Raw genomic sequence first — 26,670 nt, 5'->3', positions numbered from 1 at the left:
CTCAGCCGACCCGCTGGGCGCTGAAAACCAGAGTCAGCTGCACGTCGTCATCCACCCCGGCCACGCGCGGCACGCTGGGGATCTGCAGATCGAAATCGGACCGTAACACCTCGGTGCTGGCCTCGCCGTTTATCTGATCCTCGGAGGCAAGGGTGACACTCACGGCCCAGACTGTCGAGACGGTGATTTCACGGATGGTCAGATCGCCCACCACCTCGAAATCGACCTTGTCGCCTACCGCCACCGAGTCCGGCAACCCGCGCAGTTCGGTCGGAGCAAACGAGATGAACTCGTAAAGGTCCTGGCTTGATTCCAGGATCGAATTGCGGATGGCGCGGTCGCGGAAGGGGTTGTCGGTTTCCAGGGTGCGGGCGTTAATCAAGATCGTGCCGAGCTGTGAAGCGGCAGGGTCGGCCCAGTCGATGACGATGTCACCGGCCGCCTCGTCGGTGATACCCAGGGCGGTGAACGGGGCGTTGTTGAGGATTTCGTCCACGGCGAAGCTGGCCGTGGCGTCTCCGTCGCCGAAGCGGTAAAGCACCGCATCACCGCTGGGCTCAAGCGCCGGGGCCGGAGTCGGCGCAGCGGTCGGCTCGACCGGGGTCGGGGCGGGCGGTTCGGGAACCGACTGAACTGGCGCGGGAGTTTCCGCGGGGGCGGCGGCCGGTTGGGCGGCCGGAGCCGGCGTGGCGGCCGGGACGGTCAGCGTCGGAGCCGGCGTCGGGCCCGAAGCTTCGGGCGAACCCTGCATCCACCAGATCGCAAACCCGGCCACCAAGGCGATGTCAAGGACTATGAATGCGACCAAGATCGGCCGCCATCGGCGTCGGAGAAAAGCGATCATCGGCTGTCCTGGGGGCTATCGGAGATTCGTGCGGCCCTGTCTGGCCGCGATCAGTGAACGCCGAGCCGGAAAAGATCGCGCGGCGGGTGCGGGTAGCGCTCGACCAGCAGGTGCTGGAGCAGCAGGTCTCGCATCTGCTGGCGGAACCGGCGGTGGGTTGGGTCGGCTGCTAGATTTTCCTGCTCGTCGGGGTCGGCCGCAAGGTCGAACAGCTGCTCGCCCGCCCCCTCCCCGTACAGCGAATAGCGGGCGTCGACAGTGCGGACCGTCTTGACCCAATTGCCCGGCAAGCGCGAGTCCAGGTTGTTAAACGACTCGATGAATACCGCCTCGCGCCAGTCGGACGGGGTCCGGCCGCGGGCCAGTTCGAGCAGCGACCTGCCCGCGCAGAAAGGGGCGGCCGGCTGCCCGGGGACCGGGCGCCGCTCGTCCGGCATTGGACAGGGTAGGCCGGCGGCCTCCAAGATCGTCGGGTAGATGTCCTCGATAGCGGCCAAATCGTCGCAGACCTGCCCTTGCGCCAGGCCCGGCCCGCTGATCAGCAGCGGCACCCGGACGCAGGCGTCATAGTGGAAGCTGTCCTTGAAAATCAGGCCGTGATCGAGCAGCAGGTCGCCGTGATCGGCCAGCGCGATCACGTAGGTGTCGCGCTGGCGCCCGGCGTCCGCCAGCCCGTCCAGGACCCGCCCCAGCTGGCGGTCAAGGTGCACCATGTCGGCGAAATAGTGCTCGCGCGCGGCGCGCCATTCGTACTTCTCCGCCACCGCGGCGCGGGCGCTGAAGGCCGGCGGAGCGAGTGGGTCGTCGCGCCAGGCCGCCGGCACCGGTTCGGGGACGTAATCGAAGTTGACGAATCGCCGGAAACCGCGCGGCGGAGCATAGGGATTATGTGGCTGGACGTAGCCGATCTGGCAGAGCAGCGATTGGCCGGGAGGGGTAGAGGCGATCGAATCAAGGGCGCGGTCGGTGATCCAGTTGGACTGTGAAACCCTGGCCGGAAACGGCAGTTCGTAAACGTTGCCCGGCATCGGCAGGCCGGCCATCAGCTCGGCGAGGTTTTCGCGCTGCGGGCCGTATTCGGAAAACTCGTCCATCTCGCGCGCCCAGATGGTGGTCAGGACCGCGCGGAAGTGCTCGGGATGCTCGGCCCGGACCCAGTCGAGCCAGGCTCCGCCGCGCGGGTCCTCGGTGATGTGCTGTTCGCTGAACCCGTAGGGTCGGTAGTCGGGTTCCAGGCTCTCCCAGTGGGGCCGCAGGTGCAGCTTGCCGCAGGCGGCGGTGTGCCAACCGGCCTCGGAAAGCGCTCCCATGAAAGTGGGCAGTTCGGGCGAGAGCGCATAGCCCAGCTGCATGACGCCGTGGGCGCTGGAGCGCAGGCCGGTGGCGATGCTGGCGCGGGCCGGGCTGCAGACCGGGTTGGTCGAGAAGCAGCGTGAGAAATAGGTGCCTTGGCCGGCCAGGCGGGCAAAGTTCGGCAGGTCGGCCGCCCCGCGCAGGCCGGCTTCCAGCCAGGACGCCGCCAGCTGGTCATAGACGATCAGGACGACGTTGGGCGTCGCCACAGGCCGGCTCCTGGACCGGTGCGGGTTGTTCTAGTCGGCGCTGTTCTCCAGCAACTCGATTTCATACCCGTCGGGGTCGTCGATGAACGCCATTTTCAGGTTGGCGAACGCCGATCGCCAGTCGTCCGGCCAGATCTCGACGCCTTTTTGCTCCAGGCCCTCGCAGTAGGCTGTCAGGTCGTCGACGCCGATCGCAAAGTGCATGAGGTCCTCGGGAACGGCGAGATCGTAATCGGGCGAATAGGTCAGCTCGAGGGTGTGGGCGTTGCCGGGCAATTCGAGGTGCGCGATCTGGTTTCCGTGCGGCGAACGGGCGCTGCGCGATTTGACGACGAAACCGAAGTGTTCCTCGTAGAAGCTGATCGAATTTTCCAGGTCGGCGACCCGGATGCGGGTGTGGAGGAACGTGTTCATGGGTATGCGAGACCTTTGACCGGACTGGCGGCATTCATTCCAAAAATTTTCCTGTAACCCGTCGGTTGGGCCGCGGCCGAATCAATCGCGCTCGTAGACCGAGATGTGGCCGGGACTGGCGGCCGTGAAGGGGGAGCGGTGCCAATCGGCCCAACGCGAACGCAACCGCAATCCGGCCAGCCGGGCCATTAGATCGAGCTCGGAGGGCCAGGCGTAACGGATTTCCACCGGGAAGATCTCTATTCCGGCGGACGAGAGGCGCAGATGTGAAGAAACAACCGACTGGGTGACCGGATCGTGGCGGTCGAGATTGACGGAGACGCTGTCTGGCGCTATGTTTCCGGCCGAGATGTGCTGGCCGCGCTCGAAGCGGCCCATGTCGGGTACGAAGGCCTCGATCACCAGGGCCCCGTCGTCGACAAGGTGGCGACCGACCGACTGCAGGCAACTGACCTGCTCGTCCTGACTGGTGAGGGCAAAAAATGTGTTGAAAACAACAAATACCAGCGAATACGACGTCCCCAGATCGAACCGGGCGAAGTCACCGAGGTGCACCGGAATATCGGCCCCGCCCGGTTTCTGGCGCATTTTTTCAATCATGGCCGCGGATGCATCCAATCCTTCGACGTTCACTCCGCGCCGCGCCATCGGCAGGGCAATGCGCCCGGTGCCGATCCCCAGCTCTAGCGCCGGGCCGTCGCCGGCCAGTTCGGCGAGGATTTTGATTGCGGGATCGACTGCTTCGGGGGTGTCAAGGTGGGCATGGACCTGGTCGTAGACCTCGGCCCAGCGGTCGCCGTACGTGGATGCGTCGTTTTCCATCAAAAGACTGTACAGCCCGCATCGGAGCAGTCCGACTGCAGTCCGGATCCGGGGGCGGGGCGCGGGCCCGGTTAACCCCAAAATTGGGTCGGCCGGACCTGGTTCCGGCGCAGTTGCTTCCCGATGTCGACCGAGGGTTCGCCCGGCCGCCCGATCGATGCCCCAATAAGGAGAAAACCGATGGATTCGCGTGTGGCCTGGATAACCGGTTCGGGTCGGGGACTCGGCGCGGCGATCGCGCGGCGCCTGGCGGCCGACGGCCTGACCGTCTGCCTGAGCGACCTGGACCTTGCCGCGGCGCAGGAAGTGGCCGCGGAAATCGAGTCCGCCGGCGGCGCGGCGCTGGCCATGTACGGCGACGTGACCGATCAGGAATCGACTGATTCCAACATCGGCCAGATCCTGGACAGCTACGGAAGGATCGATGTCCTGGTGGCCAACGCCGGCATCATCATCGCCGGTCCGCCGGAGGAATTGGACATTGAAAAATTCCAGAAGATTCTGGATGTAAACACTCTGGGCGTCTGGCGCTGCAACCGGGCGGTGGTGCCGACCATGAAGCGGCAGCGCAGCGGCAAGATCATCAACTGCGCCTCGATCGCCGGCCACCGCGGCAGCAAGGACAACGCGATCTACTGCGCCTCGAAGTTCGCGGTCGTGGGACTGACCCAGGCGCTGGCCCACGACATGGCCGAATTCGGCGTCACCGTCAACGCTTACTGCCCGGGGATCGTCGATACCGACATGTGGGTCTATATGGACAAGGTCCGCAGCGACCTGATGGGCCGCGAGCTCGGCGCCGGATTGCAGGCGGCAATCGACCAGATTCCCCTGGGGCGCGTCGAACAGCCCGAGGACGTAGCCAATTTCGTCAGCTTCCTGGCTTCGCCCGACTCGGATTACATGACCGGCCAGTCGGTGAACATCTGCGGCGGGCTCCACATGCTCTGATGCGCATGGCGCAAAGGGCAGTACGGCAACTTCTGGCAGATTGAACGCAACCGCTAACCAGACCACCCGAAGGGCCCGGACGGACAGCCTATACCTGGACCCCTGGGACCATTCCAGCGCTCTATTGGAAGCCGATCTGCCCGCACCGGATCAGGCCGAACCAGATGACGTCGACGTAACCGTAGAGACCGACGGGCCCTGGACCGCGCTGGCGCCGGCGGGGCCGTCTGCGGCCCCGCCAGTCACGTTCGTCGACGGAGTTCGCAGGACCCACGCGCGGCTCTATCACCAGGGTCCGGATGGGGTCGCGGTGCCCGGACTGTGCGCCTCGATCGCGGCCGGCAGCTGCACCTGGGAACCGGACGCCGGTCCGGCCCGTTCGCACTTTGGCGTGGTTCGCGCGCGGCGGGTCTGCCTGTTCGGGAACGGCAAGATGATCAAGCTTCCCGCGGCCGACGGGGTCAAGTTCGAGTCGATATCGAGCCCGGCCCACGACCTACCCGGACTGAGCGCGGCGCTCAACCAGCGAATGCGCGAGCTGGAGCTCGGGATCACGCGCGACGCGGACACCGGCGCCGGAATGCTGGTAGCCGACGGCCGGCTGGGCCGGCTGGGCGACGTCGAGGTGATCGGATACATCAAGTCGCATCACCGCACCTATCTGCAGGATCAGGCGCAGCGTCGCCTGGCGGGCGAGTTGGCGGCGGGTCAGCGCACGCCGCTCTTTGCCATCGGAGGCGCGGTCGAGGTCTATTCCTGGTACCTGGGCCTGTCCGCCGACGTTGACGCCCCGCCCTGGGCGGGAGTTGCCCGCTGCGAGGTCTCGGCCGCGCTTGGCCCTCAGCGCGCGGCGCAATTGGCCGACCAGGCGACGGCGCTGCTGCCGCGCGCGGTCCTGCCGCCCTGGCGCGAGGCGCGCTCGCCCCAGAATCTGGGCCCGATCGCCGCCCTGGAATGGCAGCTGCGACGCGAGCTGGGCGACGCCGGATTGCTGCGGCGCGCGATCGAGCTGGCGGTGCGGGCGTGGGAGGACGGGGAGTGAGCGGCGGGCTCGACCAGCGCGTCGGCCTGGTCAGCGGGATCGAACCCTCGGCCAGCGGCGAGTTCGTGGTCGCTCTGGATCCGCAGGCCCACCTCGCGGTTGACGACCTGGTCTGCGTGCAGAGCACGGTGCCCGGCATCCCGGACCCGGTCCTGACGTTCGGGATCGTGACCGAGAACCACGCCACCCTGGAGGGGGCCCAGTACCAGTCCGACACCCACCGCATCAGCGACGAGGGCCTGCGGCCGGCGCAGTTGGTCCGATCGGCACAGATCGCCGTCACCCGGATACTGCCGGAGGTCTGGGTCGCTCCCAGCCCCGGCGCGCCGGTATTCAGGGTCGCCGGCGAGCGTCGCCGCCAGGCGATCTACCACGACACGATGAGCCGGCCACTGGCGGTCGGAGTCGACACCCGCGGCGAACCGGTCTTTATCGACGTGCGCTACTTCGACGGCGACAGCGGCGGGCACATGTCGATCTCGGGCATTTCCGGAGTGGCCACCAAGACCACCTACGCGCTTTTCTTCCTGCGGCTGCTGGTCAGCGGCGGACTGGGCCCGGAGGCGGCCAACACCAGGGTTCTGGTCTTCAACGTCAAGGGCGAGGATCTGCTCTGGCTGGACAAGCGCTCGAACCAGTTCTCCGCCGAGGACGAGCGCGCCTGGCGCCGGCTCGGGACCGAAGCCGGCCCGTTCGCCCTGGCCGGCGGCGCCGGCTCGGGACCGAGCGTCTCCTTCTGGGCGCCGGCCGCCCCGGCCGCGCCGGACACCGTCGTTCCCGACGTGGCCGGGCGCCAGGACGGCGTCGGGGCCTTCTACTGGACGCCGCGCGAGTTCGTGAAACAGGGACTGTTGCGGTTCGTGTTCGCCGACCCCGCCGACGAGCGCTCGCAGCTCGGATTCGTCGAGGAGCGGGTCCGCACCCGCCTGCAGCGCGAATGCCAGGCGGCCGGCCGGAACGGGGCGCTGGTGCTGGACGGAAACCGGATCGAGGACCTTGGTTCGCTGGCCCGGGCAATCGGGCAGAAGCTTGAACCCGAGGACGACCAGGAAGCCGATTACGCCTGGACCGGCCGGGTGGCCGCAGGGACCATTTCGGCGTTCATGCGCCGCCTGCTGGCGGCCGCCTCCCCGATGCGGCTGGGCCGGCTGGTGCGCTGCGGCCCGCCGCGCGGCATCGACCGCGGCCTGGCCAACCTGACGGTGGTCTCGATCGCCAACCTTCACGAGCACGCCCAGCGATTCGTGGTCGGCGCGCTGCTCAAGGAGACCTTCGAGGAAAAGGAACGCACCGGCACGCGGCTGCCGCTCTCGGTGGTGATGCTGGACGAACTGAACAAGTACGCGCCGCGCAGCGGCGATTCGCCGATCAAGGAGATGCTGGTCGACATCGCCCAACGCGGCCGCTCGCTGGGGGTGCTGCTGGTGGGCGCCCAGCAGAGCGCATCGCGGGTCGACGCCTCGGTGCTGGACAACGCCGCGATCAAGGTCGTCGGACGCATGGACGCGGCCGAAGTGATGCACGACCAGTACGGCTGGATGCTGCCTTCCATGCGCCAGCGGGCGCGGCTGCTGCGCCCCGGGCAGATGGTCCTGCAGCAGCCGACCGTGCCCGTGCCGCTGACGCTGCGCTTCCCGCGCGTGCCGTGGGCCACGCGCGCCGACGAGGTCGCCGACGACCCGGCGGCCGATCCTTTCGCCGGCCTTGCCTAGCCGGGCATGAGGGTCCTCCACACCGCCGACTGGCACCTGGGCAAGAAGCTGGGCCGGTTCGAACGCTACGCGGAGATGGGCCAATTCGTTAACTGGCTGGTCGAGATCTGCGAACAGCGGTCGGTCGACCTGGTGCTGATCGCCGGCGACCTGTTCGACACGCCATCGCCACCCAACCACGCGGTGTCGCTGGCCACCGAGGCGCTGCAGCGCCTGACCGGGCTGGGCGCACAGGTGGTGGCGATCGCCGGAAACCACGATTCGGCCGATTACTTTGAAAACCTCAACCGTTTCTCGGAACTGCACGGCGTCCACCTGGTCGGGCGCCCGCGCGGGCCCCAACAGGGCGGGATCCTGCGGGTCCAGACCCGCTCCGGTCCCGCGGCGGTGGCGTGCTGTCCGTACCTGCGCGAGCACGCGGTGGTCGATTTTTTTGCCGAGAGCGGCGAGCGGCACGGCGCCTACAAGCAGCGCCTGGGGGCGGTCATGTCGGCGCTGGACCGGGGACTGGCCGACTATCCCGATTGCGTGCGGCTGCTCATGGGGCATCTGGCCACTGACGGGGCGGTCCTCTCGCTCAGCGGGTCCGGACGCGAACCGCGCGGCGAACGCACCCTGACCATCGGCAACGCCTACGTGGTCTCCGGCCAGCAGTTGCCGCAGGTCGCCCAGTACACCGCCCTGGGGCACATTCATGCCGCGCAGAGGGTGCCCGCGCCCGGACTGGCCCGCTACGCCGGATCGCCGCTGGCGCTGGATTTCGGGGAACGGAAAGACCGCAAGCAGGTGGTTCTGATCGACGTCGCGCCCGACCGCAGCGCCGCGGTGGAGCCGATCGACGTGCCGCCGGGCCGGCGGCTGCGCTCGGTCAGCGGCAACTGGGACGAGCTGGTGGCACGGCGCGAAGAGTTCGGCGGCGACTACCTCTCGCTGACCGTAACCGGCGCTGACGCCCCGCGGGCGTTGTTGCAGCGCGCGGCCGAGACGTTTCCGCGGCTCGTGCGCGCCCACCCGGTTGCGGCCGGCGGCCAATCCCAGGAGCCGGGTCACCGAATCGACCGCGACTGGACCGAGATCTACGCCGAGTACGTGCGCTCGAGTGTCGGCGGCGAACCTCCCCAACCGCTCCTGGAGGAATTCCGCAGGGTTTACGCGACGGTGACCAATGCGTCCGATTGAGCTGACGCTCAAGGACTTTAGGTCCTTTCAGGGTAGGCACAGCTTCTCCTTCGCCGGCCGGCGCCTGGTGGCGGTGGCCGGGCCGATCGGGGCCGGCAAGACATCGATCCTGGATGCGGTTGCCTACGCCCTCTACGGGCAGACCCCGAAACTGGGGCGCGCTTCGGCGGCACTGATCAACCAGGAGGCCGTCGAGATGTCGGTGAGGCTGCGGTTCAGGGTGGGCGCGAGCGCCTGGGAGGTGGAACGGCTGGCGCGCCGCCGCGGTGCCGGCACCGCGGCGCTTTACCCCTACTCGGAGCCCGACGGCCGCAACACCGTGGAGCTGCTCAGCGGCGCGCGCAACGTCAATGCCCGCATTGAGGAAATCCTGGGCATGGATTTTGCCGCCTTCTCGCGCTCGATATTGCTGCCGCAGGGCGAATTCGCGCAGTTCCTGCAGGCGACCGCGGCCGAAAAAGACCGGGTCCTGAAGGGCGTGTTCGGACTGGAACGAATCGACCGCATGCGCCAGCTGGCGCGTGAACGGGCTCTGGCGGCGGCGCTGGATGTGACTAAGGTCTCTGACGAGCTGGAGGAGTCCGAATCCGCCGCCGCCGAAATTGAAAAGCTGGAACCCATGCTGGAACGAGCCGCTGAACGAGCGGCCGCGGTCGGCGCGCTGCAGACGCAGGCCGCAGATCTGGACGCCGGCGAGCAGAAGGTGGCCAGCGCGCTGGAGAGATTGGATGCGGACGCCCGCGCGCTCTCCCGAGCCGCGAACCGGCTGCGCCCGGAGAAAGAAATCACGGCGGCAGTCGCGGCCGCCGACGACGCCGCCGAAAAAAACCGCGGAGCGGCGGACCTGGTGCGGGCCGCCCGCGAAAAGATGGAGTCGACCGAGGCCGAAATGCGGCGGTTCCTGGGCGACCTGGGTGATGAGGCGGGCCTGGAGCGGGCCCGGGAGGCCGTGGACGAGCTGGCAATGCGGAGAAAGGGCGCGGCCGAATCGTCAGCGGAACTCGAAGGCGCCGCAAGGGCGCAGGCCGACTCGCGCCGGGAACTTGAGCGACTGGAGCTTGAGCTGGAAGAGGCGACCGCAGCGGCCAGCGCCCGCGAGCGGAGCCTGCGGGCGGTCCGACGTGAACTGGAGATCGCCAGGGAAAGGGTGGATGAACTGGAGCGGGCCGACATGGCAATGACGTTGCGCGAACACCTGGGCCGCGACGATGAGTGCCCGGTGTGCGGTCGTCTGATCAGCCAGTTGCCGGAGGGACACGTCCATCCCGACCTGGATACGGCCCGGGGCCGGTCCCGGCGCGCGGCCGCCGATCAGGATCGCGCCAGTGAAGCGCTGGCGGCCGCGCGCGAGCAAGCGGCCGGGCTGGAGGCGACCCGGACAGCGGCCGCGGCTCAGGCAAGCGAAGACCGGCGCGCGTTAGAGAAGGCCCGCGCCGACGCCGCGGAAGCGGCCGCCAGTCTCGAGCGGGCCGCCGAGTCCGCCGCCGGACTTCTCTCGTCCGACGACCCGGAATCAGCGCTGGCGGACCTGGAAACGCGATTTGCCGGCCTGCGCCGAGCGGCCGCCGGAGCCGCCGGTGAATTCGCCTCATCGGTAGCCGCCGAGGCGGATGTTCGGGTTGCGGGCGAGGCGGCGCGGGCCGACGCACAGGCGCTCGAACTCGAGCTGAGCGTGATCGCCGGGGAGATGGGGGTGCGGCCGAAGGACGCGGACCTTCCCGAAATGGGTGTCGCAGAGCTGGCCCGGCGCCTGCGCGATCATGCCCGGCAACGCCGCCGCGAGTTGGCCCGCGAGCGGGACTCGCTCACGCGTCGGGCGGCCGAGCTGGCCGAGGAGCGCCGCGATCTGCTGACCCGGTGGGACGTCCCCACCGGCGAGGGGGTCAACGATTTCGCGGCGCGGATCCACGCCGAGGCCGCCACCCTGCGCGCCCGCGAGCGAGAGCTCGGGCAAAAGGCGGCGCGGGGTGCCGATTTGGCGCGGGCCAAACGGGAACTCGAGCGCCGCCGCCGTCACCTGGAGCGCCTGGGTGAAGACCTGCGCGACAGCCGGTTCCTAAAGTACATGCTCGCCGGCAAGCGGGCCCAGTTGGCCGAGCTTGGCGGGGAGCGGATCCGCGAACTTACCGGCGGCCGATTCGGCTTCTCGCCCGGGGACCGGTTCGAGATAGTCGACTTTGGTGCCGCCGACCCGGAACTGCGGGTGCGCGGATCGGACACCCTTTCCGGGGGCGAGACCTTCCTGGCCTCGCTCAGCCTGGCGCTGGCGCTGGCCGACCTGGTAGCCGGACAGGGCGGACGGCTGGGCAGCTTCTTCCTGGACGAGGGTTTCGGCAGCCTCGATGCCGATCACCTGGCCATCGCCATGGACGGAATCGAGCGACTGGCGTCGGAGGCCGAGGACCGCCTGGTGGTTCTGGTCTCGCACGTCCCCGGGGTGCAGGAGAGAGTAGAGGATCAGATCGTCCTCGGCGCGCCGGCCGGCCCGGGCGGCGGTTCCAGGATCGTCTCCGGCGCCGTCCCCGCCTAGACGGGTATCCCCGGGATGGTCGCGATCTGCACCGGGACGAGTTCGTCCTCGATGTAGACCCCGTCGGCAAAGTACATGCCGGTGGGATGGACCTTGCCGGTCACGGTGATTTCCGCCAGCAGGGCAAGGGCCGCGTATTCGGGTTCGTCAAGAATCCCGAACAACACCGGCTGAACGCGGTTCTTTTCGTCTATCAGCTGAACGACCGCCGATTCGGGGCCGATCGGAACCAGGTCGATGCGGCTGCCGGGAGGCGGCCGGAGCAGGGTTCCGGGAATGACCTCGCCGGTCAAGGTGGTGCGGCTCTGATAACGCTCCTGGCCCAAGTCGTGCAGTTCGGTAACGCTGAGGGCCCCGTGCGGGCGCCCGCCGCAGCCGGTCAGCAGCAGGGCCAGTACCAGGGTTGCCGCCAGCGCCGCCCCACCGCGCCGCTGGCAACCGGCGGCGATCAAGCGCTGATGAAGGCGACCGCCAGCGCCTCGCGTCCCACGTGCGCGCCAATGGCCGGCGCGAGCGGTTCGGCGTCGTGCGTGTTTCCACTCACCTGAACCCGGTCCAGGATCGCCGTGCGCAATGATTCGAGCTGGCGTGGATCGCCGGAGCTGACGAACCCGATGTCGATGACCCCGTCGGGGGCGTTTTCGGCGGCGAAGTCAACCAGCATGGAGATCGCCCGCCGCATGCTGCGGGCGCGGCCGACCGGCTGCAACTCGCCCTCGCGCAATTCCAGGATTGGTTTGAATCCGAGCATCGTCCCGATCAGCGCGCGGGCGTTGCCGATGCGCCCGCCGCGGCGCAGGTACTCCAGCGTCGGCACCGCCACCGCCAAACGGGTCCGATCGCGCAGTTTTTCGAGTTCGTCGAGGATGGCGTGCACGTCGCTACCCCCTTCGACCATGCGGGCCGCGGCCAGCACCAGCAGCCCGGAGGCGGTGGTTGCGTTTAAGGAGTCGAAGACGTGAATGTGGGCGTCGGGGAACTGGGCGGCGGCCTGGGTGAATGAGGAGTAGGTGCCGCTCAATTTCGAGGAGATTGTTATCCCGAGCACGTCGTCGCCGGCCTCGACGTGCGGGCGCATGGCGTCGGCCACCTCGGTCGGCGTCGCCTGCGAGGTTGTGGGGTGGTCGGACGAGGTCTCAAGCAGGTCGTAGAAGCTGTCGGAGTCGAGATCGACCTGGTCCAGGTAGTCGGTCGTCCCGAACAGCACGTGCTGCGGGACCACGGTGATCCCGTAGCGTTCGACCTCGTCTGAGGGGACCGAGCAGGTTGTGTCAGTAACTATTCGGATCGCCATCTGTTGCCTCAACATCCACAGTTCGCCACGCTGTGGAGGGCTCCGATTTGCGCCCTGCCCGCGCGGTGGCGCATTCTATTTGCCGAATCGGTGCAAAGTGGCGATCGGGTCGCAGATCAGGAGCGTGGGGCCCAGTGTCGTTGTCGGAAGTAGACGAGGCCGATGGCCGGGATTACAGCAAATATCAGCGGGAGAAACGCGTCGCCCGGCTGCACGCCGAGCGCGATCGACGCGCTCAGAGCCAGGTCGGCGAATATGTTCAACCCCAGCAGCGCCAGCACGACCCGCTGGGTAGACGGCGAGGCGGAAGGGGCCAAAAGGCCCACGACCAGCGCGACCGCGGCAATCGGGTGCAGCGCGACCAAGACGCCGCGCGAGACGATGTCGGCCCCGTCGGCAAAGCTCCCGACCAACGCGGCGCCTCCGGCCACCAACACTTGAAAGACGCCCAAGACAAGCATCAGGACGTGGAGCAATTTCATCGCCGCGCTACCCCTCATCCGGTTCGCACCTCACGTCTGCGTGCTATCAATTGCCAAATCTCCCCGCGCTGAGACTTCCACCCCAAGCATCGATTTGCTGGCCGCTCTGGATCCCGAGCGCTCGGCAGGCGGCCGAGCACGACGGTGAGCCGGGTGGGAGTCGAACCCACGACCAACGGATTAAAAGTCCGCTGCTCTACCAGCTGAGCTACCGGCCCGGACCAAGAGCACCGGGGAACCCGAGGCCGTAGTCCAAGGGTAATTTTCGCCGTCCGCCGTTATCCGGGGGCCAAGGAGGAGGCGACGGTTGCTGGGAAGACAGCTGCGATCCACCCTCGGCGGGCCTGCAAGCGGTGGTAGGTTCGGCAATTAAGGAATCGCTATTTAACGTCGAAAGTTATTGAGCAAGACCTGCCGGTTCGCTTAATAAACTCCTGTGTGGTCGGAATCGACGCGGGGCCGACGGGCGGAGCAATCTGGACTGCGATGAAGACTGTATCCCGGTTGCGAGCGATTTCGAGGTCGAACCGAATTTCTTCCCGTCGGGCGGCGATATTGATGGGCAATTCGCCGCGACGCTATACCGCGCCGAGTCACTCTGCAGGTTCGGCGGTGCCTTCTGAACGCTCGGCCACGCTTTCGACAGCATCATCGGCAAATTCGCCAGCTTCGATAGATTCTTCCGAAACCGCCAGGCCGGCAACTTCCTCGCCCTCGTTGAGGCGTTGGACGATCATCCCCTGGGCATAGCGGCTCTGGGTCCGCAGCTCGCCCAGCGACTGGCGGATCATCTGGCCGGAGTTGGAGAGCAGGAACATCTGCGCTTCGGGGTCTGCGAACACCTGCGCGGCCACCACGTGACCGGTCTTGCGGCGCAGGTTTATTGCTTTTAGCCCCTTGCCGCCGCGCCCCTGCGGGCGAAATTCGCCGATTTCCATCTTCTTGCCGTATCCGCCCGAAGTGATAACGACCACGTAATCGTCGTCGTTTGTCAGGTCCATCCCGACCACCGAATCGTCATCGGAGAGCCGGATCCCAAAAACGCCGCCGCTGGTTCGCCCGCTTATCCGCACGTCGTCCTCGTGAAAGTGGATTCCCATGCCGTTGCGGGTCAGGAACATCACCCGGTTGTCGCCATTGGAGGTGCGAACCCAGCGCAACTCGTCGTTTTCCTCCAGACGCATCGCCAAGAGGCCGTTGGAGCGCACCGTGGCGTAGCGGGCCAGCGCGGTCCGCTTGACGTATCCGCGAACCGTGCCGAAGACCAAGTTGAAGTGCTCCTCGAAATTGCGGATCGCGATCGGAGCCGTGACCTCCTCGCCTCGCTCAAGCCGCACCAGGTTGGCCAGAGCGTAGCCGCGCGCGCTGCGCGACATCTGCGAGACGTCGAATCCGCGCAGCTTAAATACCCGACCGCGGTTGGTAAACAGCAGCAGGTGAGCATGCGTGTTGGTCAGGATCAGGTGGTTGATCCCGTCCTCGTCCTGGTCGACGGCCACCCCCCGGATGCCTTTGCCACCGCGGCCCTGCGACTTAAAGACGTGGCTGGGAACGCGCTTGGCGTAACCCTTCCTAGATATGGTGATCACCACCTCTTCGTCCGGGTTCAGGTCCTCATCGGACATGTCGGTGGAGAGCACGTCCACGATCTGGGTGCGGCGCGGCGTTCCAAAGCGGGCCTTGAGCTCCTGGGTCTCCTCTTTGATCACGTCCAGGACCTTGCTGCGGTCGCCGAGGAGTTCGACCAGTTCGCGTATGCGGGCCTGGATTTCCTCCAGCTCGTCGCGCAGCTTCTGGGTCTCCAGCGCAACCAAACGCCTTAACTGCATGTCCAACACTGCGTTGGCCTGGATCTGGGAGAGCTCGAAGGCCTCCATCAATCCTTCGCGGGCGTCGTCGGTAGTGGGGGCGTTGCGGATCAGCTCGACCACCTCGTCGATGTTGTCCAGCGCGATCAGGAATCCCTCGAGCACGTGTTCGCGGGCCCGGGCGCGTTCCAGTTCGAAGCGCGCCCGACGCTCCACAACCTCGACCCGGTGGTCGATGAAGTGCGAGAGCATCTCGCGCATGCCCAGGGTCTCGGGTTGGCCGGCGACCAGACTGACCGCGTTCACGCCGAAGGTCGACTGCAGGGCGGTGTGTTTGAGCAGCTGGTTGGTGACGCTGCGCGGGAATGAATTGCGCTTGAGGACGACCACGATCCGCATCCCGTTGCGGTCGGACTCGTCGCGAATGTCGACTATGTCGTCGATCACCTTGGCCTGCGCAAGTTCGGCGATCTTGACTATCAGGCGCGCCTTTTTCACCATGTACGGCAGCTCGGAGATGATGAGCGTTTCGCGTCCGTTGTCGGCCGTCTCGGGGGCGATCCGGGCCTGCATGGTGATGCTGCCGCGCCCGGACGCATAGGCGGTTTTCACGTTTCGCCGGCCGATTTTTCCGCCGGTCGGAAAATCGGGACCCGGCATGATCTTGAGGAGTTCGTCGACCGTCAGCTCGGGGTTATCGATCAGGGTGCAGATGGCGTCGGCGACCTCGCCCAGGTTGTGCGGCGGAATCTTGGTGGCCAGGCCGACCGCGATTCCGGCCGCCCCGTTGACCACCAGGTTGGGGAACTTGCCCGGCAGCACCGCCGGCATTTCGGCGGTCGTGTCGAAGTTGTCGACGAAGTCGACGGTGTCCTGACCGATGTCGGCCAGCATGGCCTCGGAAACCCCGTTCAGCCGCGCCTCGGTGTAGCGCATCGCGGCCGGCGGGTCGTCGTCGATCGATCCGTAATTGCCCTGCCCGTCCACCAGCGGGACCCGCATTGCAAAATCCTGCGCCAGGTGAACCAGGGCGTCGTAGATCGCCCCGTCCCCGTGGGGATGGAATTTACCCATCGTGTCGCCAACGATGCGGGCGCTCTTGCGGTGCTGGCTGCCCGCCCGGGCGCCCAGTTCGAGCATCGAATAAAGGATGCGGCGCTGGACCGGCTTCAGGCCGTCGCGCACGTCCGGCAGGGCGCGCGAGACGATTGTGCTCATGGCGTAGTCGAGGTAGGCGGCGCCGATCTCGCTCTCGAATACGACGTCCTCGGTGTGCCCGATTCGGTCCAGGTCGCCAGAGTCGTTCATAGGCCTACGCGATCTCGCCGGCCGGACCGGCGTCGTTGTCGGCGCGATAGTCGCCGCTGCGTCCGCCGGATTTCTCCAGCAGCCGGATGCCGCCGATCCGGATCGCGCGGTCGAGCGCCTTGCACATGTCGTAAACGGTCAGCGCGGCCGCGCTGACGGCGGTGAGCGCCTCCATCTCGACACCCGTGGGCGCGAGCGCCGAAACGCTGGCCCGTACCCTGACCCGGTTCCATTCCGGTTCCGGTTCGAGTCGGACGTTCACCTGGGTGAGCGGCAGCGGGTGGCAGAGCGGGATCAGTTCGGCGGTGCGCTTGGCGGCCATCACCCCGGCCAGCTCGGCGGTGGACAGGACGTTGCCCTTACCTGACCCCTTAGAGGAGTCTTGGACGGCCGCGAAAGCGGCCGCGTTCATCGTCACCAGGCCCTCGGCCAGCGCCCTGCGCTGGGTGGCGGGTTTGCCGGAAACGTCGACCATCCGCGGACGACCGGATTGGTCAAGATGCGAGAGTGGTTGCTGGGGCGCGGAGATCAATGCGTAAAGGGTGCCTTTCCGGGTAGCAAATTATAAGAAATCGGGGCTCCGTGTTTGAGGCTCGTATGATATTTCCGGACCGGACCGCCGCCGCGCTAACCTTTGGCTACCGTCACCTTTCCAAAGATGCGCAAATGTCTGGTTCTGCCAGCCGTGGTCCGGGTATCGCCGCCTATGCAGCGACCATGGCCGCCTTCTTCCTGATCCTGTTCGCCGTTCACGGCGCCCTGGGCGACGCCCTGCCGGCCGCCCTGCAGGATCTGGTGGACTCGCTGCCGGTGCCGTTGCCGGGCATCTAGGCCGGCCCCGATGGCGACCGCCGCCCCGAGTCCCTGGTTGCTGCGATCGCGTTCCCCGCGCGGATCCTCCCCCCGCCGGCGCGGCGGTTCGCAGGGCCGCCGAAGTCGATCTCCGCTGGCCATGTACGGGGTCGATCTGACCCGCCGGGCCGGAGCCGGCGGCCTGGACCGCGTCATCGGGCGCGGCGCCGAGACGCGCCGGGTCCAGGAGATCCTGCTGCGGCGCAACAAGAACAACCCCCTGCTCGTCGGCGACGCCGGGGTCGGCAAGACCGCGATCGTCGAGGGGCTGGCGCAGCGCATCGTGGCCGGCAGGGTGCCGCCCCAGTTGCTCGAACAGCGCCTTATCACCCTGGATCTTGCGGCCATGATTGCCGGGGCGCGCTACCGCGGTGAATTCGAGCAGCGGATAAAGCTGCTGCTCAAGGAAGTGGCCGAGGCCAAGGACGTAATCCTCTTCATCGACGAGATCCATTCGATCCTGGGCGCGGGGGGTGTCAGCGGGACGATGGATGCCGCCGGCCTGTTAAAGCCGGCCCTGGCGCGCGGCCAGATCCGGGTGATCGGGGCTACCACCTGGCGCGAATACCGGCGATTCTTCGTGCGCGACGCAACCCTGCAGCGGCGCTTCCAGACGGTCGCGGTGGAGGAGCCCGACCCCGAAGATGCCCGGGCGGTCCTCGAAGGTCTGCGCGAGACCTACGAGGAGTTTCACGGCCTGCCGATCTCGGACGAGGCGATCGAGGCCGCGGTGCGGCTCTCGGATCGCTACGTCCCGGACCGCCAGCTGCCGGACAAGGCGATTGACCTGATCGACGAAGCGCTGGCGCGGCGCAAGACCGACCGCCTGATGCCGCCGGACGAGATCAAGAAGATGCGCAAGGAGCTGACCCGTTTCCGCGAAAAGCGGGCCGAACTGGCGGTCGACGGCGACCAGGCGGACCTGTTGGCCGAATTTGCCGCCGAATCGCGGCTGCGCGAGAAATTGATCGTGGCCCGCCGCCGCTGGTACCGCCGTCTGCAGCAGAGCGCGACCCCCATTGGCGAGAAGGCAATTGCGGAGGTAGTTGCCGGGGCGACCGGGATCAACCTGGCCGATCTGACCGCGACCGAGTCGGGCCGGTACCTGGAACTGGAAACGCGACTGCGCCGGTCCCTGGTCGGCCAGGAGCAGGCGGCGCGCGAAGTCGCCAATTCGCTCAAACGGGCCGCCGCCGGCCTGAAGGCGCGGGAGCGGCCGATAGGGGTCCTGCTGCTGGCCGGCCCCTCCGGGGTGGGCAAGAGCGAGCTTTCCGAGCTGCTGGCCGAATTCGTGTCCGGCAGCCGCGACAAGCTGGTGCGGATCGACATGTCCGAACTGAGCGAACCGTTCTCGGTCTCGCGCCTTATCGGCGCGCCGCCGGGCTATGTCGGCTACGACGAGGCCGGCCGCCTGACCGAGGCCGTGCGTCGCGAGCCGTATTGCGTGGTCCTTTTCGACGAAATTGAAAAGGCGCACCCGCAAGTGCTCTCCCTCCTGCTCCAGATCATGGACACCGGGGCGCTCACCGACGCGGCCGGGCGCAAGGCTGATTTCCGCCACGCGATCGTTCTGCTTTCGACCACCGCCGGCGGGCGCGGCGGCGGTGGAATCGGGTTCGCAGGGTCCGGTCCGGGCCGCATCGAGCCGGTCGATCCCGACCGCCTGGCCGGCGAGTTGCGCCGCCGCCTGGCGCCGGAATTTGTGAACCGGATCGATCGCATCGTTCCCTTCCGCGAGCTGGCCGAGGAGGACTACCGCGAAATCGCGCGGCGGCTCTTGGCGGCGGTGGCCCGACGGGCCGATGGGCAGGGCGCCCGGATCGAGTTCTCCGGCGCGGTTCTGGAGGCGCTGATCGCGCGCGCCCTGGAAGCCGGCAACGGGGCCAGGCCGCTGCGGGCAGCGGTCGAGCACGAGATAGAAGAGCAACTGGCTGCGGCCATGATCGCCGCCGGCCAGGACGGCCCGCGTGACTTCGAGGTGGGATACGCGGACGGACGGTTCGAAGTGACCGAGTCGGCGGCGGAGCCGGTTTAGGAGATTTGGCCGCGACCGCGCGGCTAATCTATGTGCTATGTTCGTGCGGTCTGGGATGTGGCGGAACGACCTAGGTAAGGCGGAGGATTGAAACTACTTGGCCGGGGGTCCGGCAAGGGGCCCGACCTGTGGGTAGAGTGCGGCGGCTGCAAACGGATGCTGCACCGGCGCCGCGAGTTCGAACAGAACCTTCACGTTTGTCCGCGCTGCAACTGGCACGGGCGAATCGGAGTCTTTCAGCGGCTTGAAATCCTCCTCGACGAGGAGTCCGATTTCGAACAGGTTGGCCAGGACCTGGTTACCGGCGACCCGCTGGGCTTTAAGCGCGGCGAACTCAGCTACGGCGATCACCTGGCCCGCTACCGCGAGCGCACCGGCCTCAGCGAGGCCGCAATCGCCGGGCGCGGGCTGGTCGGAGGCCGGCCGATTGCTCTGGCGCTGATCGATTTCCGGTTCCTGGGCGCGTCGATGGGCACCGTCGTGGGCGAGAAGGTCGCGCTGGCGATCGAGCTGGCCGAGGCCGAACGAATCCCGCTCCTGATCTGCTCCTGCTCGGGCGGGGCACGGATGCAGGAGGGCATGCTCTCACTGATGCAGATGGCCAAGACCGCCGCCGCCCTGGAGCGGTTCGGCCGCGGTGGCGGACTCTACATCTCGCTGATGACCGACCCGACCCTAGCCGGGGTGACGGCGAGCTTCGCCTCGCTGGCCGACGTGATCGTGGCCGAACCGGGGGCCACGGTCGGATTCACCGGGCGGCGGCTGATTGAGCAGATCGCCAAGCAGAAGCTGCCCGCCGACGCCCAGAGCGCCGAGTTCATGCAGAAGCGCGGGATGATCGACCTGGTCGTGCCGCGCCGCGCGCAGCGCTCCACGATCGTCGGCCTGCTCGAACTCCTTGCCCCGCAGGAAAAGGTCGCCGCGGAGGCGTCGGCGTGACGATCCTGGAATTCGAGCTGGGGCTTTCGCAACTGCGCGCCGAACTGGACGAGCTGCAGCGCGACGGCAACGGCTCGCCGGGGAGGATCGAGCGCCTGAAGCAGCGCTTAAAGAACGAGACCGACGCGGTGTTTGCCGAACTTACCGACTGGGACCGGGTGCAGCTGGCGCGGCACCCCGACCGCCCGCACACTCTCGATTACGCCAACTGGTGCTTTTCGGGCTTTATCGAACTTCACGGCGACCGCAACTTCGGCGACGATCCGGCGATCGTCGGCGGGCCGGCGAGGCTGGGCGAGCAGTCGGTGATGCTGATCGGCCACCAGAAGGGGTCCGACGCGCGCGACAACCTGGCGCGCAATTTCGGCATGGCCAGCCCGGAGGGTTTCCGCAAAGCGCGCCGGCTGATGCTGCTGGCCGAAAAATTCGCCCTGCCGGTGATAACTCTGCTCGACATACCCGGCGCCAGCCCGGTGCTGGAGGCCGAGGAACGCGGCCAGGCCTGGGCCATCGCCGACAACCTGCTGACGATGGCGGGCCTGAGGACCCCGATCCTGACGATCGTGATCGGCGAGGGCGGCTCCGGCGGAGCGCTGGCCCTGGGAATGGGCGACCGGGTCCTGATGCAGGAGAACACCATCTATTCGGTGGCCTCGCCGGAGGGCGCGGCCAGCATCGTCTGGCGTGATTACAAGTACGCCGAGACCGCGGCCGAGGCGCTGAAGCTGACCCCGCGGCACCTGATCGAGCTCGGGGTAATTGATGGAATCGTCGCCGAACCGCCCGGAGGGGCCCACACCGACGGTCAAGAGGCGGCCCGGTTGCTGCGTGAGACGTTGACGGCGCAATTGGACGAATTGACCGCTATTCAGACCGCCAGCCTGCTGGAAGCACGCCACGCCAAGTACCGCGCCATGGGGGTTGAACACCTGCGCCGCGACCCCACGGCCGGCAAGAGCGGGCCGGACGAGGATGGTGGTCCGAACCGAGGCTGACCGGCGCCCGGCTTGCGTCCGGACGCTGGGAGCGTCATGGGCCGGGAACGGAAAAGCGCGGTTTAGTCGGTAACCGCGGGCGGCATCGCCCGGCGCGGACGGCCCAACTACTGAAAGTCCTCAACCACGTCCAACAGCTGGGCGGTCAGTTTGCGGTTGGTCCCGACCGCGGCGTCGAGCGGGAAATCGACGATCGTCTGGTTCACCAGCGCCGGCATGTGCCCCCAGCGACCGCGTTCGGCCAGCGCCACCGCGCCGCGCCCGAGGCGCGTGCCCAGGACCCGGTCGTAGGCGCTTACCGTGCCGCCTCGCTGGGTGTGCCCGAGAACGACTTCGCGGGTCGAATAAGGGGTTCCTTCGGAGATCGCGGTAGCCAGCCGGGCGGCCAGCCGGCGGGTCGCCAGCAGTTCGTGACCAAACTGGTCGCGCTCGTCGACCCGGGCTGATGTGTCGCCCAGACCCGCGACCTGGGCACCCTCGGAGACGACCACCAGCGCGTAAGGCTGCCCGGCCGCGTGGCGGCGCCCCAGCACCGCGATCACGTCGGCTACGTCGGTCTCGGTCTCGGGCAACAGCACATAGTCGGCGCCGGCCGCTATTCCGGCGTAAGCCGCCACCCAACCGGCGTCGCGGCCCATGGTCTCGACCACGATCGCGCGGCGGTGCGAGCGGGCGGTGGTGCGCAGGCTGTCGATGGCTTCGGTCACGCGGGTGATCGCGGTATGGAAACCGATGCAGTAGTTGGTCCCGGTCACGTCGTTGTCCATCGTTTTGGGGGCCCCGACCACCGGGTAGCCGTCGGCGGCCAGCTGGGCGGCCACCGAGAGCGTGTCGTCGCCGCCGATCGCCACCAGGGCGTCGATCCCGCCGGGGTCGAACAGGCGGGTGACACGGGCGTAGGTGGCATCGTCGCGGCGCGGATCGGTGCGCGAAGTGCCCAGCATGGTCCCGCCCTGGTAGATGATTTCGGCAACGTCCTCGGGGACTAGCTCGGAGTAGTCGTCCTCCAGCGCGCCGGCCCAACCGTTCCGGTAACCGCGGACGGTCCAGCCGCGCCGGGAAGCCTGCAGAACGACTGCGCGGATTGCTGCGTTGAGGCCGCAGCAGTCGCCGCCGCCGGTGAGCAGACCGATGGTTCGTATCTGCCTTTCTGCCATCGCAATTCAAACTTTCGGGTGGATCTTTTGACGAAGGTCGGCAATCCAAATGATGAACAATGCGCGCCGATCGGCCGGCAATGGAGTTTGAAACCCTCACCCTGCCGCTGCCGCCAGGGAGCGGATTGGCGGGCCTGCGCATCCTGCACCTCTCCGACATCCACGCCCGCGGCGCCGGCTCGGCGGCCGTCCGCGCGGTCGGGGACCTGGCCGGCGTCGACTGTGACATCGTCTGCCTCACCGGAGATTTGGTTGAGCGCCCCGACGGCATGGATCCGCTGGGCCGGGCCCTGGCCGGGCTTTCGCCGAAGCTGGGAATCTACGCCTGTCCCGGAAACCACGACCGCCAGCTCCCGCCCGGCGTGTTCGAGGAGGGTTTCGAGCGCTGGGACGTGGAGCTGCTGGTCAACCGGAGCCTGGTGCTCGAACACGCCGGGACCCGGTTCAACCTGGTCGGGACCGATGATCCCTACCACTACCGGCACGACCTTGCCGTCGCCTACGCCGGCGTTGACGAAAGCCTGGGGGTCCTGCTGCTCATCCACACCCCGGACGGGGTCTTCGATCTCGGCGGCCGGCGCAGCGACCTGGCCCTGAGCGGCCACACCCACGGCGGGCAGGTCTGTCCGCCGTTGCTGCCCGTCTCCACCAACACCCGCAATCGACTGCCGGACGCGCAGGGGGTAATGCTCCTGGACGGGTACCTCTGTCACGTCAGCGCCGGATTGGGCTGGTCGACCGTCCCCTGGCGCTGGCGTTGCCCCCCGAAGTCCCACCTGCTGGAGCTGGTCGAGGTATCGCCCTGAGGGCCCCGACGGCGCTCGGGTCCCGGGAGCCGGCCTGCGATGATTGCAGGTTCAGAGAGCAAGTGACGGGCATCCATGGGTAAGGACTCGGCCGATCCGCAGATAGCTCCCTACGGTTCCTGGGAGTCGCCAATCGACCCGGCGATGCTGACCGAGGGCGCCCTGCGTTTCGATGAAATCGATGTCGATGGCGACGACCTGTACTGGGTCGAATCGCGGCCCGATGAGCAGGGTCGCTACGCGGCGATGCGCTACACCGGGAGCGGCGAGTTGGCGGAGGTCTCCCCGCCCCAGCACAGCGCCCGCACCCTGGTCCACGAATACGGCGGCGGCTCGTTCGCGGTCTCCAACGGCGTGAGCTACTACTCGAACTTTGCCGACCAGCGCCTCTACCGTCGGCCCGTGGACGGCTCGGAAGAGGCGATTCCGCTGACCCCCGAGGGCCCGCTGCGCTATGCCGACGCCAGCGTCGACGATCGCCGCGACCGGCTGATCTGCGTCGTGGAGGACCACCGCCGGGAGGGACTCGAGGCCGAGAACTACCTGGCCGCGGTGACAACCGACGGGGCGGAGGCGGAACCTACCAAGCTGCACGCCGGCTTCGACTTCTATTCATCGCCGCGCCTGAGCCCCGACGGCCGCCTGCTGGCCTGGACCTGCTGGAACCATCCGAACATGCCCTGGGACGCGACCGAGCTCTGGCTGGCCGAAATCGCCGCTGACGGCGGGCTGCTCGGGTCGCGCCGGATCGCCGGCGACGCCGGGGGCGAGGTCTCCGTCATCGAGCCGCAGTGGGGCCCGGACGGGACTCTGTTTTTCGTCTCCGACCACTCCGGCTGGTGGAATATCCAGCGCTGGGACGGCGACGGGTTCGCGCCCGTAAATTGCCTGCCGGCCGAGTTCGGGCAGCCGCAGTGGGAATTCTCGATGTCCACCTACGCGGTACTGGACGAGCGCCGCCTGGCCACCCAGTACGCCAACGCGGACGGGCACCGGCTCGGAGTGCTGGACGTCGAATCGGGCGAGTTGAGCGAGATCAAGACTCCGTTTAACGCGTTCGGACATTTCACCGCCGCCTGCCGGGGCCGGATCGTCTTAGCCGCCGCCGGTCCCGCCGTCGGGACCGCGATCGTCGCCATCGACCCGCGCAACGGGGAGGTCGAGACGCTCCGCGCCTCGTCGGGCCCAGACCTCGACCCTTCCTTTGTTTCCGAGGCCGAGGCGATCACATTCCCCACCGCAGGAGGCCAGGCCGCGCACGCCTTCTACTACCCGCCGAACAATCCGAGGTTCGCGGCGCCTGCCGGCGAGCTGCCGCCGTTGCTCACTTTCATCCACGGCGGCCCGACCGGCGCGACCGGCGCCGGCTTCAGCCTCGCCGTCCAGTTCTGGACCACGCGCGGTTTCGCGGTGGTCGACGTCAATTACCGCGGTTCGACCGGTTTCGGCACTGCCTACCGTCGCCTGCTGAACGGCAACTGGGGGGTCTTCGACCGCGAAGACTGCGAAGCGGCCGCCAGACACCTGGTCGACCGCGGTTGTGTCGACGGTAAGCGGCTGGCCATTCGCGGCGGTTCGGCGGGCGGCTATACGACCCTGTGCGCGCTGACCTTCGGCGAAGTGTTCACGGCCGGCGCCTCCTACTTCGGCGTCTCGGACGTGGCGGCCCTGGCGCAGGACACGCACAAGTTCGAGTCGCGCTACCTCGACTCGCTGATCGGGCCCTACCCCGAGCGGGCGGATCTCTATCGGCGGCGCTCGCCGATCAACGCGGTCGACCGGCTGTCCTGCCCGGTCGTCTTCCTGCAGGGCCTTGAAGACAAGATCGTGCCCCCCGACCAGGCCGAGCGGATGGTGGAGGAACTGCGCCGCAAGGGTCTGCCGGTCGCCTACCTGCCGTTCGCCGGCGAGCAGCACGGGTTCCGGCAGGCGGCCAACATCCAGCGCGCTGCCGAGGCGGAACTTTCTTTCTACGGCCGGATCTTCGGGTTCGCGCCGGCCGGGGACATCGAGCCGGTCGAGATCGCGAACCTCTAGTTGCCTCCTGCCCTCAAGATCTCGGTGTCCGGTTCGCGTGCCGCCGCGGCGTCGGCCCCGTGAAACCGCCCCTGCTCCCGGCCGAAAGCGCGCCTCCCGGGACCGACCGGAACCCCGGCCGGAGCGCTTCGGAACCCGCCCTGCGCCCCATGGGGATCGAGACCGAGTACGGAATGATCTGCCTCGGCTTCGAGGGGCCGGTGGACTTTGCGTTTGAGGCCTCTACGCTGGTGCGGGCGGCCGAAATCGAACCGGTGTTCCGGGGCTGGGACTATTCGCACGAGGACGGCCGGCTGGATCTCTTCGGCCAACGCCATCGCCTGGCCCGCGATCCGGGCGATCTGGCCGACAACCGGCGCCGCAGCGCCGGGCTGTCGCGGCAGGAGCTCATCGCCGACACGGTCCTGCCGAATGGCGCGCGCTACTACAACGACCACAACCACCCCGAGTACTGCACCGACGTGACCCGCTCGGTCTTCGAGCTGGTCCGCCAGGACGCCGCCGGCGAGGCGCTGTTGCTCTCCTGCCAGAGAGTCCGCAACGCCGCCGGCCTGGAGGGCCAGGTCCTGGTGGTCAAAAACAACACCGACTACCACGGTCGCTCCTATGGCACGCACGAGAACTACCTGGTCGACCGCCGGCTCGACCTGCGGTTCCTGATCGGCCAGCTGGTCCCGTTCCTGGTCTCGCGGATCGCCCTGACCGGCGCCGGCAAATTCGGCAGCGAAGGGCAGCACGCCGACCGGTCGGTCGGGCTGCAGATATCGCAGCGGGCCGATTTCTTCGCCCGCGTCAGCGGCATCAACACCACCACCGACCGCCCGATCTTCAACACCCGCGACGAACCGCACAGCCGGCCCGACCGCTACCGCCGCCTGCACGTGATCTGCGGAGACGCCAACCGCTCGCACTACCAGACGGCGCTCAAGGCGGGCCTGACGGCGCTGGTGCTGGATCGGATCGAGGCCGGCCACGACTTTGGGGTCGCACTCAACGACCCGGTCCGGGCGATGCGCACGTTCTCGCGCGATCCGGGCCTTGAGGCCGTGGTCGAGACTTCGCGCGGGCGCCTGGCGTTGCTGGACGTATTGGAAATCTACCTGGACGCGGTGACCGCGTCGGCGCCGGGATCGGGTGAACGCGCCTGGATCATCGGCCAGAGTCGCGAACTGCTCGACCAGCTGCGCAGCGATCCCTCGGCGGCCGCCGACCGGGTCGACTGGTGCGCCAAAGCCGGGCTGGTCGCCGCGCTCGAGGACGGCGGGGAACCACTTTCCGGTTCCGAGCTGCAGCGCCTGGATCTGGCCTACCACTACCTCGATCCGCGCTACTCGACGCACCTCCAGCTGGTCGGCCAGGGCCGGATGCGCTCCCTGGTGGCGCCGGAGCAGGCGGGCGCGGCCCTGCGCCGCGCGCCAAGTGACACCCGGGCCCGCTTGCGCGGCCTGCTCGTTGCCCGATTCGGCGGGCTGATCGAGGCGATCGAATGGGACTCTGTGCAACTGCGCCTCGGCGGCCGGGGGGTGCGGATCGATCTGGGCGCAGTCCATTCGGGCGATATCGACGAACTCTCGGCCGCGGCCGAGCGGGCGGCCGACGCCGCGGCCCTGGAGCGCGCCCTGGCCCGCTCCGGACTGGTCGCGTTCGGGGAACGATAATCGCGGCACCTTGGTGATAGCCGGGTCGATTTGAGAGGCAGGTTGCAGGTGCGTTCAGATCAAGTCGACGCCGGTCCCGACCGAATCTGCCTGGAGACCGACGCACCGGCCAAACCGGACACCGAGACCGAGACCGATCCGGCCGAGGCGCCGGACGAGGGCAAGGAAGAGGAGCTCGGCGAGCGGGTACGGCGGATCATCCGCGAAATCCCCGATCCGACGCCGCAACCGGGCGGGCAGTAG

At 67.8% G+C, this 26,670-nt stretch carries 22 protein-coding genes and 1 tRNA gene; 12 read left to right on the top strand and 11 right to left on the bottom strand.

Annotated elements, in window-relative coordinates:
- Position 1 precedes the first annotated feature (1 nt).
- The 4 genes from F4X41_06865 to F4X41_06850 all read right to left on the bottom strand — a co-directional run bounded on the left by F4X41_06865 (position 2) and on the right by F4X41_06850 (position 3,642).
- Positions 2 to 808, bottom strand: a complete 807-nt coding sequence (locus F4X41_06865) for a YceI family protein (protein ID MYB16740.1) — start codon at positions 806 to 808, stop codon at positions 2 to 4.
- 86 nt (positions 809 to 894) lie between these two features.
- Complete coding sequence (locus tag F4X41_06860; protein ID MYB16739.1) at positions 895 to 2,406, bottom strand: sulfatase-like hydrolase/transferase; 1,512 nt, start codon at positions 2,404 to 2,406, stop codon at positions 895 to 897.
- 30 nt (positions 2,407 to 2,436) lie between these two features.
- The gene (locus F4X41_06855) at positions 2,437 to 2,820 is read right to left on the bottom strand and encodes a VOC family protein (GenBank protein ID MYB16738.1); all 384 of its coding nucleotides are present in this window, start codon (positions 2,818 to 2,820) and stop codon (positions 2,437 to 2,439) included.
- Between the two features lie 81 nt (positions 2,821 to 2,901).
- Positions 2,902 to 3,642: a class I SAM-dependent methyltransferase gene (locus F4X41_06850; protein MYB16737.1), complete on the bottom strand. Its 741-nt coding sequence runs from the start codon at positions 3,640 to 3,642 to the stop codon at positions 2,902 to 2,904.
- Between the two features lie 180 nt (positions 3,643 to 3,822).
- On the opposite strand from F4X41_06850, the gene F4X41_06845 reads away from it, so the two are divergent.
- From F4X41_06845 to F4X41_06825, 5 genes are read left to right on the top strand one after another with little or no spacing between them, the layout of a single operon-like run.
- Positions 3,823 to 4,593, top strand: coding sequence for a glucose 1-dehydrogenase (locus tag F4X41_06845; GenBank protein MYB16736.1), 771 nt, complete (start codon positions 3,823 to 3,825; stop codon positions 4,591 to 4,593).
- Between the two features lie 40 nt (positions 4,594 to 4,633).
- Positions 4,634 to 5,635 (top strand): hypothetical protein, encoded by a 1,002-nt coding sequence (locus F4X41_06840; GenBank protein MYB16735.1) that lies wholly within the window; start codon positions 4,634 to 4,636, stop codon positions 5,633 to 5,635.
- On the top strand, positions 5,632 to 7,347 hold the full coding sequence (locus F4X41_06835; GenBank protein MYB16734.1) for an ATP-binding protein: 1,716 nt from the start codon (positions 5,632 to 5,634) through the stop codon (positions 7,345 to 7,347). The genes F4X41_06840 and F4X41_06835 overlap by 4 nt, the downstream gene beginning before the upstream one ends.
- A 6-nt stretch (positions 7,348 to 7,353) precedes the next feature.
- A complete protein-coding gene (locus F4X41_06830; protein ID MYB16733.1) occupies positions 7,354 to 8,526 on the top strand; it encodes an exonuclease SbcCD subunit D in 1,173 nt (390 codons plus the stop codon).
- Complete coding sequence (locus F4X41_06825; GenBank protein ID MYB16732.1) at positions 8,513 to 11,056, top strand: SMC family ATPase; 2,544 nt, start codon at positions 8,513 to 8,515, stop codon at positions 11,054 to 11,056. The genes F4X41_06830 and F4X41_06825 overlap by 14 nt, the downstream gene beginning before the upstream one ends.
- Here the strand turns inward: F4X41_06825 and F4X41_06820 are convergent.
- From F4X41_06820 to moaC, 6 genes are all read right to left on the bottom strand, one after another.
- A complete protein-coding gene (locus F4X41_06820; GenBank protein MYB16731.1) occupies positions 11,053 to 11,508 on the bottom strand; it encodes a hypothetical protein in 456 nt (151 codons plus the stop codon). The genes F4X41_06825 and F4X41_06820 overlap by 4 nt on opposite strands.
- Entirely contained in the window at positions 11,505 to 12,365 is an 861-nt protein-coding gene (locus F4X41_06815; protein ID MYB16730.1) for a DegV family protein, read from the bottom strand. The genes F4X41_06820 and F4X41_06815 overlap by 4 nt, the downstream gene beginning before the upstream one ends.
- A gap of 101 nt (positions 12,366 to 12,466) precedes the next feature.
- On the bottom strand, positions 12,467 to 12,832 hold the full coding sequence (locus tag F4X41_06810) for a hypothetical protein (GenBank protein MYB16729.1): 366 nt from the start codon (positions 12,830 to 12,832) through the stop codon (positions 12,467 to 12,469).
- Positions 12,833 to 12,977: 145 nt separating this feature from the next.
- A tRNA-Lys gene (locus F4X41_06805) sits at positions 12,978 to 13,050 on the bottom strand.
- Between the two features lie 375 nt (positions 13,051 to 13,425).
- Positions 13,426 to 15,948 (bottom strand): DNA gyrase subunit A, encoded by a 2,523-nt coding sequence (gene gyrA / locus F4X41_06800; protein MYB16728.1) that lies wholly within the window; start codon positions 15,946 to 15,948, stop codon positions 13,426 to 13,428.
- Positions 15,949 to 15,952: 4 nt separating this feature from the next.
- Positions 15,953 to 16,423 carry a cyclic pyranopterin monophosphate synthase MoaC gene (moaC, locus tag F4X41_06795; GenBank protein ID MYB16727.1) on the bottom strand — a complete coding sequence of 157 codons (471 nt, stop codon included), beginning with the start codon at positions 16,421 to 16,423 and terminating at the stop codon, positions 15,953 to 15,955.
- A 366-nt stretch (positions 16,424 to 16,789) separates the two neighbouring features.
- Between moaC and F4X41_06790 the strand changes: the two genes are divergently transcribed.
- From F4X41_06790 to F4X41_06780, 3 genes are all read left to right on the top strand, one after another.
- Positions 16,790 to 18,835 (top strand): ATP-dependent Clp protease ATP-binding subunit, encoded by a 2,046-nt coding sequence (locus F4X41_06790; protein ID MYB16726.1) that lies wholly within the window; start codon positions 16,790 to 16,792, stop codon positions 18,833 to 18,835.
- A 156-nt stretch (positions 18,836 to 18,991) separates the two neighbouring features.
- Complete coding sequence (locus F4X41_06785; protein MYB16725.1) at positions 18,992 to 19,774, top strand: acetyl-CoA carboxylase carboxyl transferase subunit beta; 783 nt, start codon at positions 18,992 to 18,994, stop codon at positions 19,772 to 19,774.
- A complete protein-coding gene (locus tag F4X41_06780) occupies positions 19,771 to 20,769 on the top strand; it encodes an acetyl-CoA carboxylase carboxyltransferase subunit alpha (GenBank protein MYB16724.1) in 999 nt (332 codons plus the stop codon). Before F4X41_06785 ends, F4X41_06780 begins: the two co-directional genes overlap by 4 nt.
- 107 nt (positions 20,770 to 20,876) lie before the next feature.
- On the opposite strand, the gene F4X41_06775 is transcribed toward F4X41_06780, so the two are convergent.
- Entirely contained in the window at positions 20,877 to 21,926 is a 1,050-nt protein-coding gene (locus F4X41_06775; protein ID MYB16723.1) for an ATP-dependent 6-phosphofructokinase, read from the bottom strand.
- A 59-nt stretch (positions 21,927 to 21,985) separates the two neighbouring features.
- On the opposite strand from F4X41_06775, the gene F4X41_06770 reads away from it, so the two are divergent.
- From F4X41_06770 to F4X41_06755, 4 genes are all read left to right on the top strand, one after another.
- The gene (locus tag F4X41_06770) at positions 21,986 to 22,732 is read left to right on the top strand and encodes a hypothetical protein (GenBank protein MYB16722.1); all 747 of its coding nucleotides are present in this window, start codon (positions 21,986 to 21,988) and stop codon (positions 22,730 to 22,732) included.
- Between the two features lie 75 nt (positions 22,733 to 22,807).
- Positions 22,808 to 24,769, top strand: coding sequence for a S9 family peptidase (locus F4X41_06765; GenBank protein MYB16721.1), 1,962 nt, complete (start codon positions 22,808 to 22,810; stop codon positions 24,767 to 24,769).
- Between the two features lie 149 nt (positions 24,770 to 24,918).
- Entirely contained in the window at positions 24,919 to 26,427 is a 1,509-nt protein-coding gene (locus F4X41_06760) for a proteasome accessory factor PafA2 family protein (protein MYB16720.1), read from the top strand.
- A 48-nt stretch (positions 26,428 to 26,475) separates the two neighbouring features.
- On the top strand, positions 26,476 to 26,670 hold the full coding sequence (locus tag F4X41_06755; protein ID MYB16719.1) for a hypothetical protein: 195 nt from the start codon (positions 26,476 to 26,478) through the stop codon (positions 26,668 to 26,670).

It is taken from the genome of Chloroflexota bacterium, assembly GCA_009840625.1.
Classification (GTDB): Bacteria; Chloroflexota; UBA11872; order UBA11872; family VXNJ01; genus VXNJ01.
Note: the sequence above shows the minus strand (reverse complement) of the source record. Positions and strands in the feature narration are given on the sequence as shown.

What these genes read in the sequence shown, in the direction of transcription:
- F4X41_06855 (MYB16738.1), bottom strand. Translation starts at nt 2,820, where the DNA reads ATGAACACGTTCCTCCACACCCGCATCCGGGTCGCCGACCTGGAAAAT.
- F4X41_06850 (MYB16737.1), bottom strand. Translation starts at nt 3,642, where the DNA reads ATGGAAAACGACGCATCCACGTACGGCGACCGCTGGGCCGAGGTCTAC.
- F4X41_06845 (MYB16736.1), top strand. Translation starts at nt 3,823, where the DNA reads ATGGATTCGCGTGTGGCCTGGATAACCGGTTCGGGTCGGGGACTCGGC.
- F4X41_06830 (MYB16733.1), top strand. Translation starts at nt 7,354, where the DNA reads ATGAGGGTCCTCCACACCGCCGACTGGCACCTGGGCAAGAAGCTGGGC.
- F4X41_06825 (MYB16732.1), top strand. Translation starts at nt 8,513, where the DNA reads ATGCGTCCGATTGAGCTGACGCTCAAGGACTTTAGGTCCTTTCAGGGT.
- F4X41_06815 (MYB16730.1), bottom strand. Translation starts at nt 12,365, where the DNA reads ATGTTGAGGCAACAGATGGCGATCCGAATAGTTACTGACACAACCTGC.
- F4X41_06810 (MYB16729.1), bottom strand. Translation starts at nt 12,832, where the DNA reads ATGAAATTGCTCCACGTCCTGATGCTTGTCTTGGGCGTCTTTCAAGTG.
- gyrA (MYB16728.1), bottom strand. Translation starts at nt 15,948, where the DNA reads ATGAACGACTCTGGCGACCTGGACCGAATCGGGCACACCGAGGACGTC.
- moaC (MYB16727.1), bottom strand. Translation starts at nt 16,423, where the DNA reads ATGGTCGACGTTTCCGGCAAACCCGCCACCCAGCGCAGGGCGCTGGCC.
- F4X41_06790 (MYB16726.1), top strand. Translation starts at nt 16,790, where the DNA reads ATGGCGACCGCCGCCCCGAGTCCCTGGTTGCTGCGATCGCGTTCCCCG.
- F4X41_06785 (MYB16725.1), top strand. Translation starts at nt 18,992, where the DNA reads ATGCTGCACCGGCGCCGCGAGTTCGAACAGAACCTTCACGTTTGTCCG.
- F4X41_06775 (MYB16723.1), bottom strand. Translation starts at nt 21,926, where the DNA reads ATGGCAGAAAGGCAGATACGAACCATCGGTCTGCTCACCGGCGGCGGC.
- F4X41_06770 (MYB16722.1), top strand. Translation starts at nt 21,986, where the DNA reads ATGCGCGCCGATCGGCCGGCAATGGAGTTTGAAACCCTCACCCTGCCG.
- F4X41_06765 (MYB16721.1), top strand. Translation starts at nt 22,808, where the DNA reads ATGGGTAAGGACTCGGCCGATCCGCAGATAGCTCCCTACGGTTCCTGG.
- F4X41_06760 (MYB16720.1), top strand. Translation starts at nt 24,919, where the DNA reads ATGGGGATCGAGACCGAGTACGGAATGATCTGCCTCGGCTTCGAGGGG.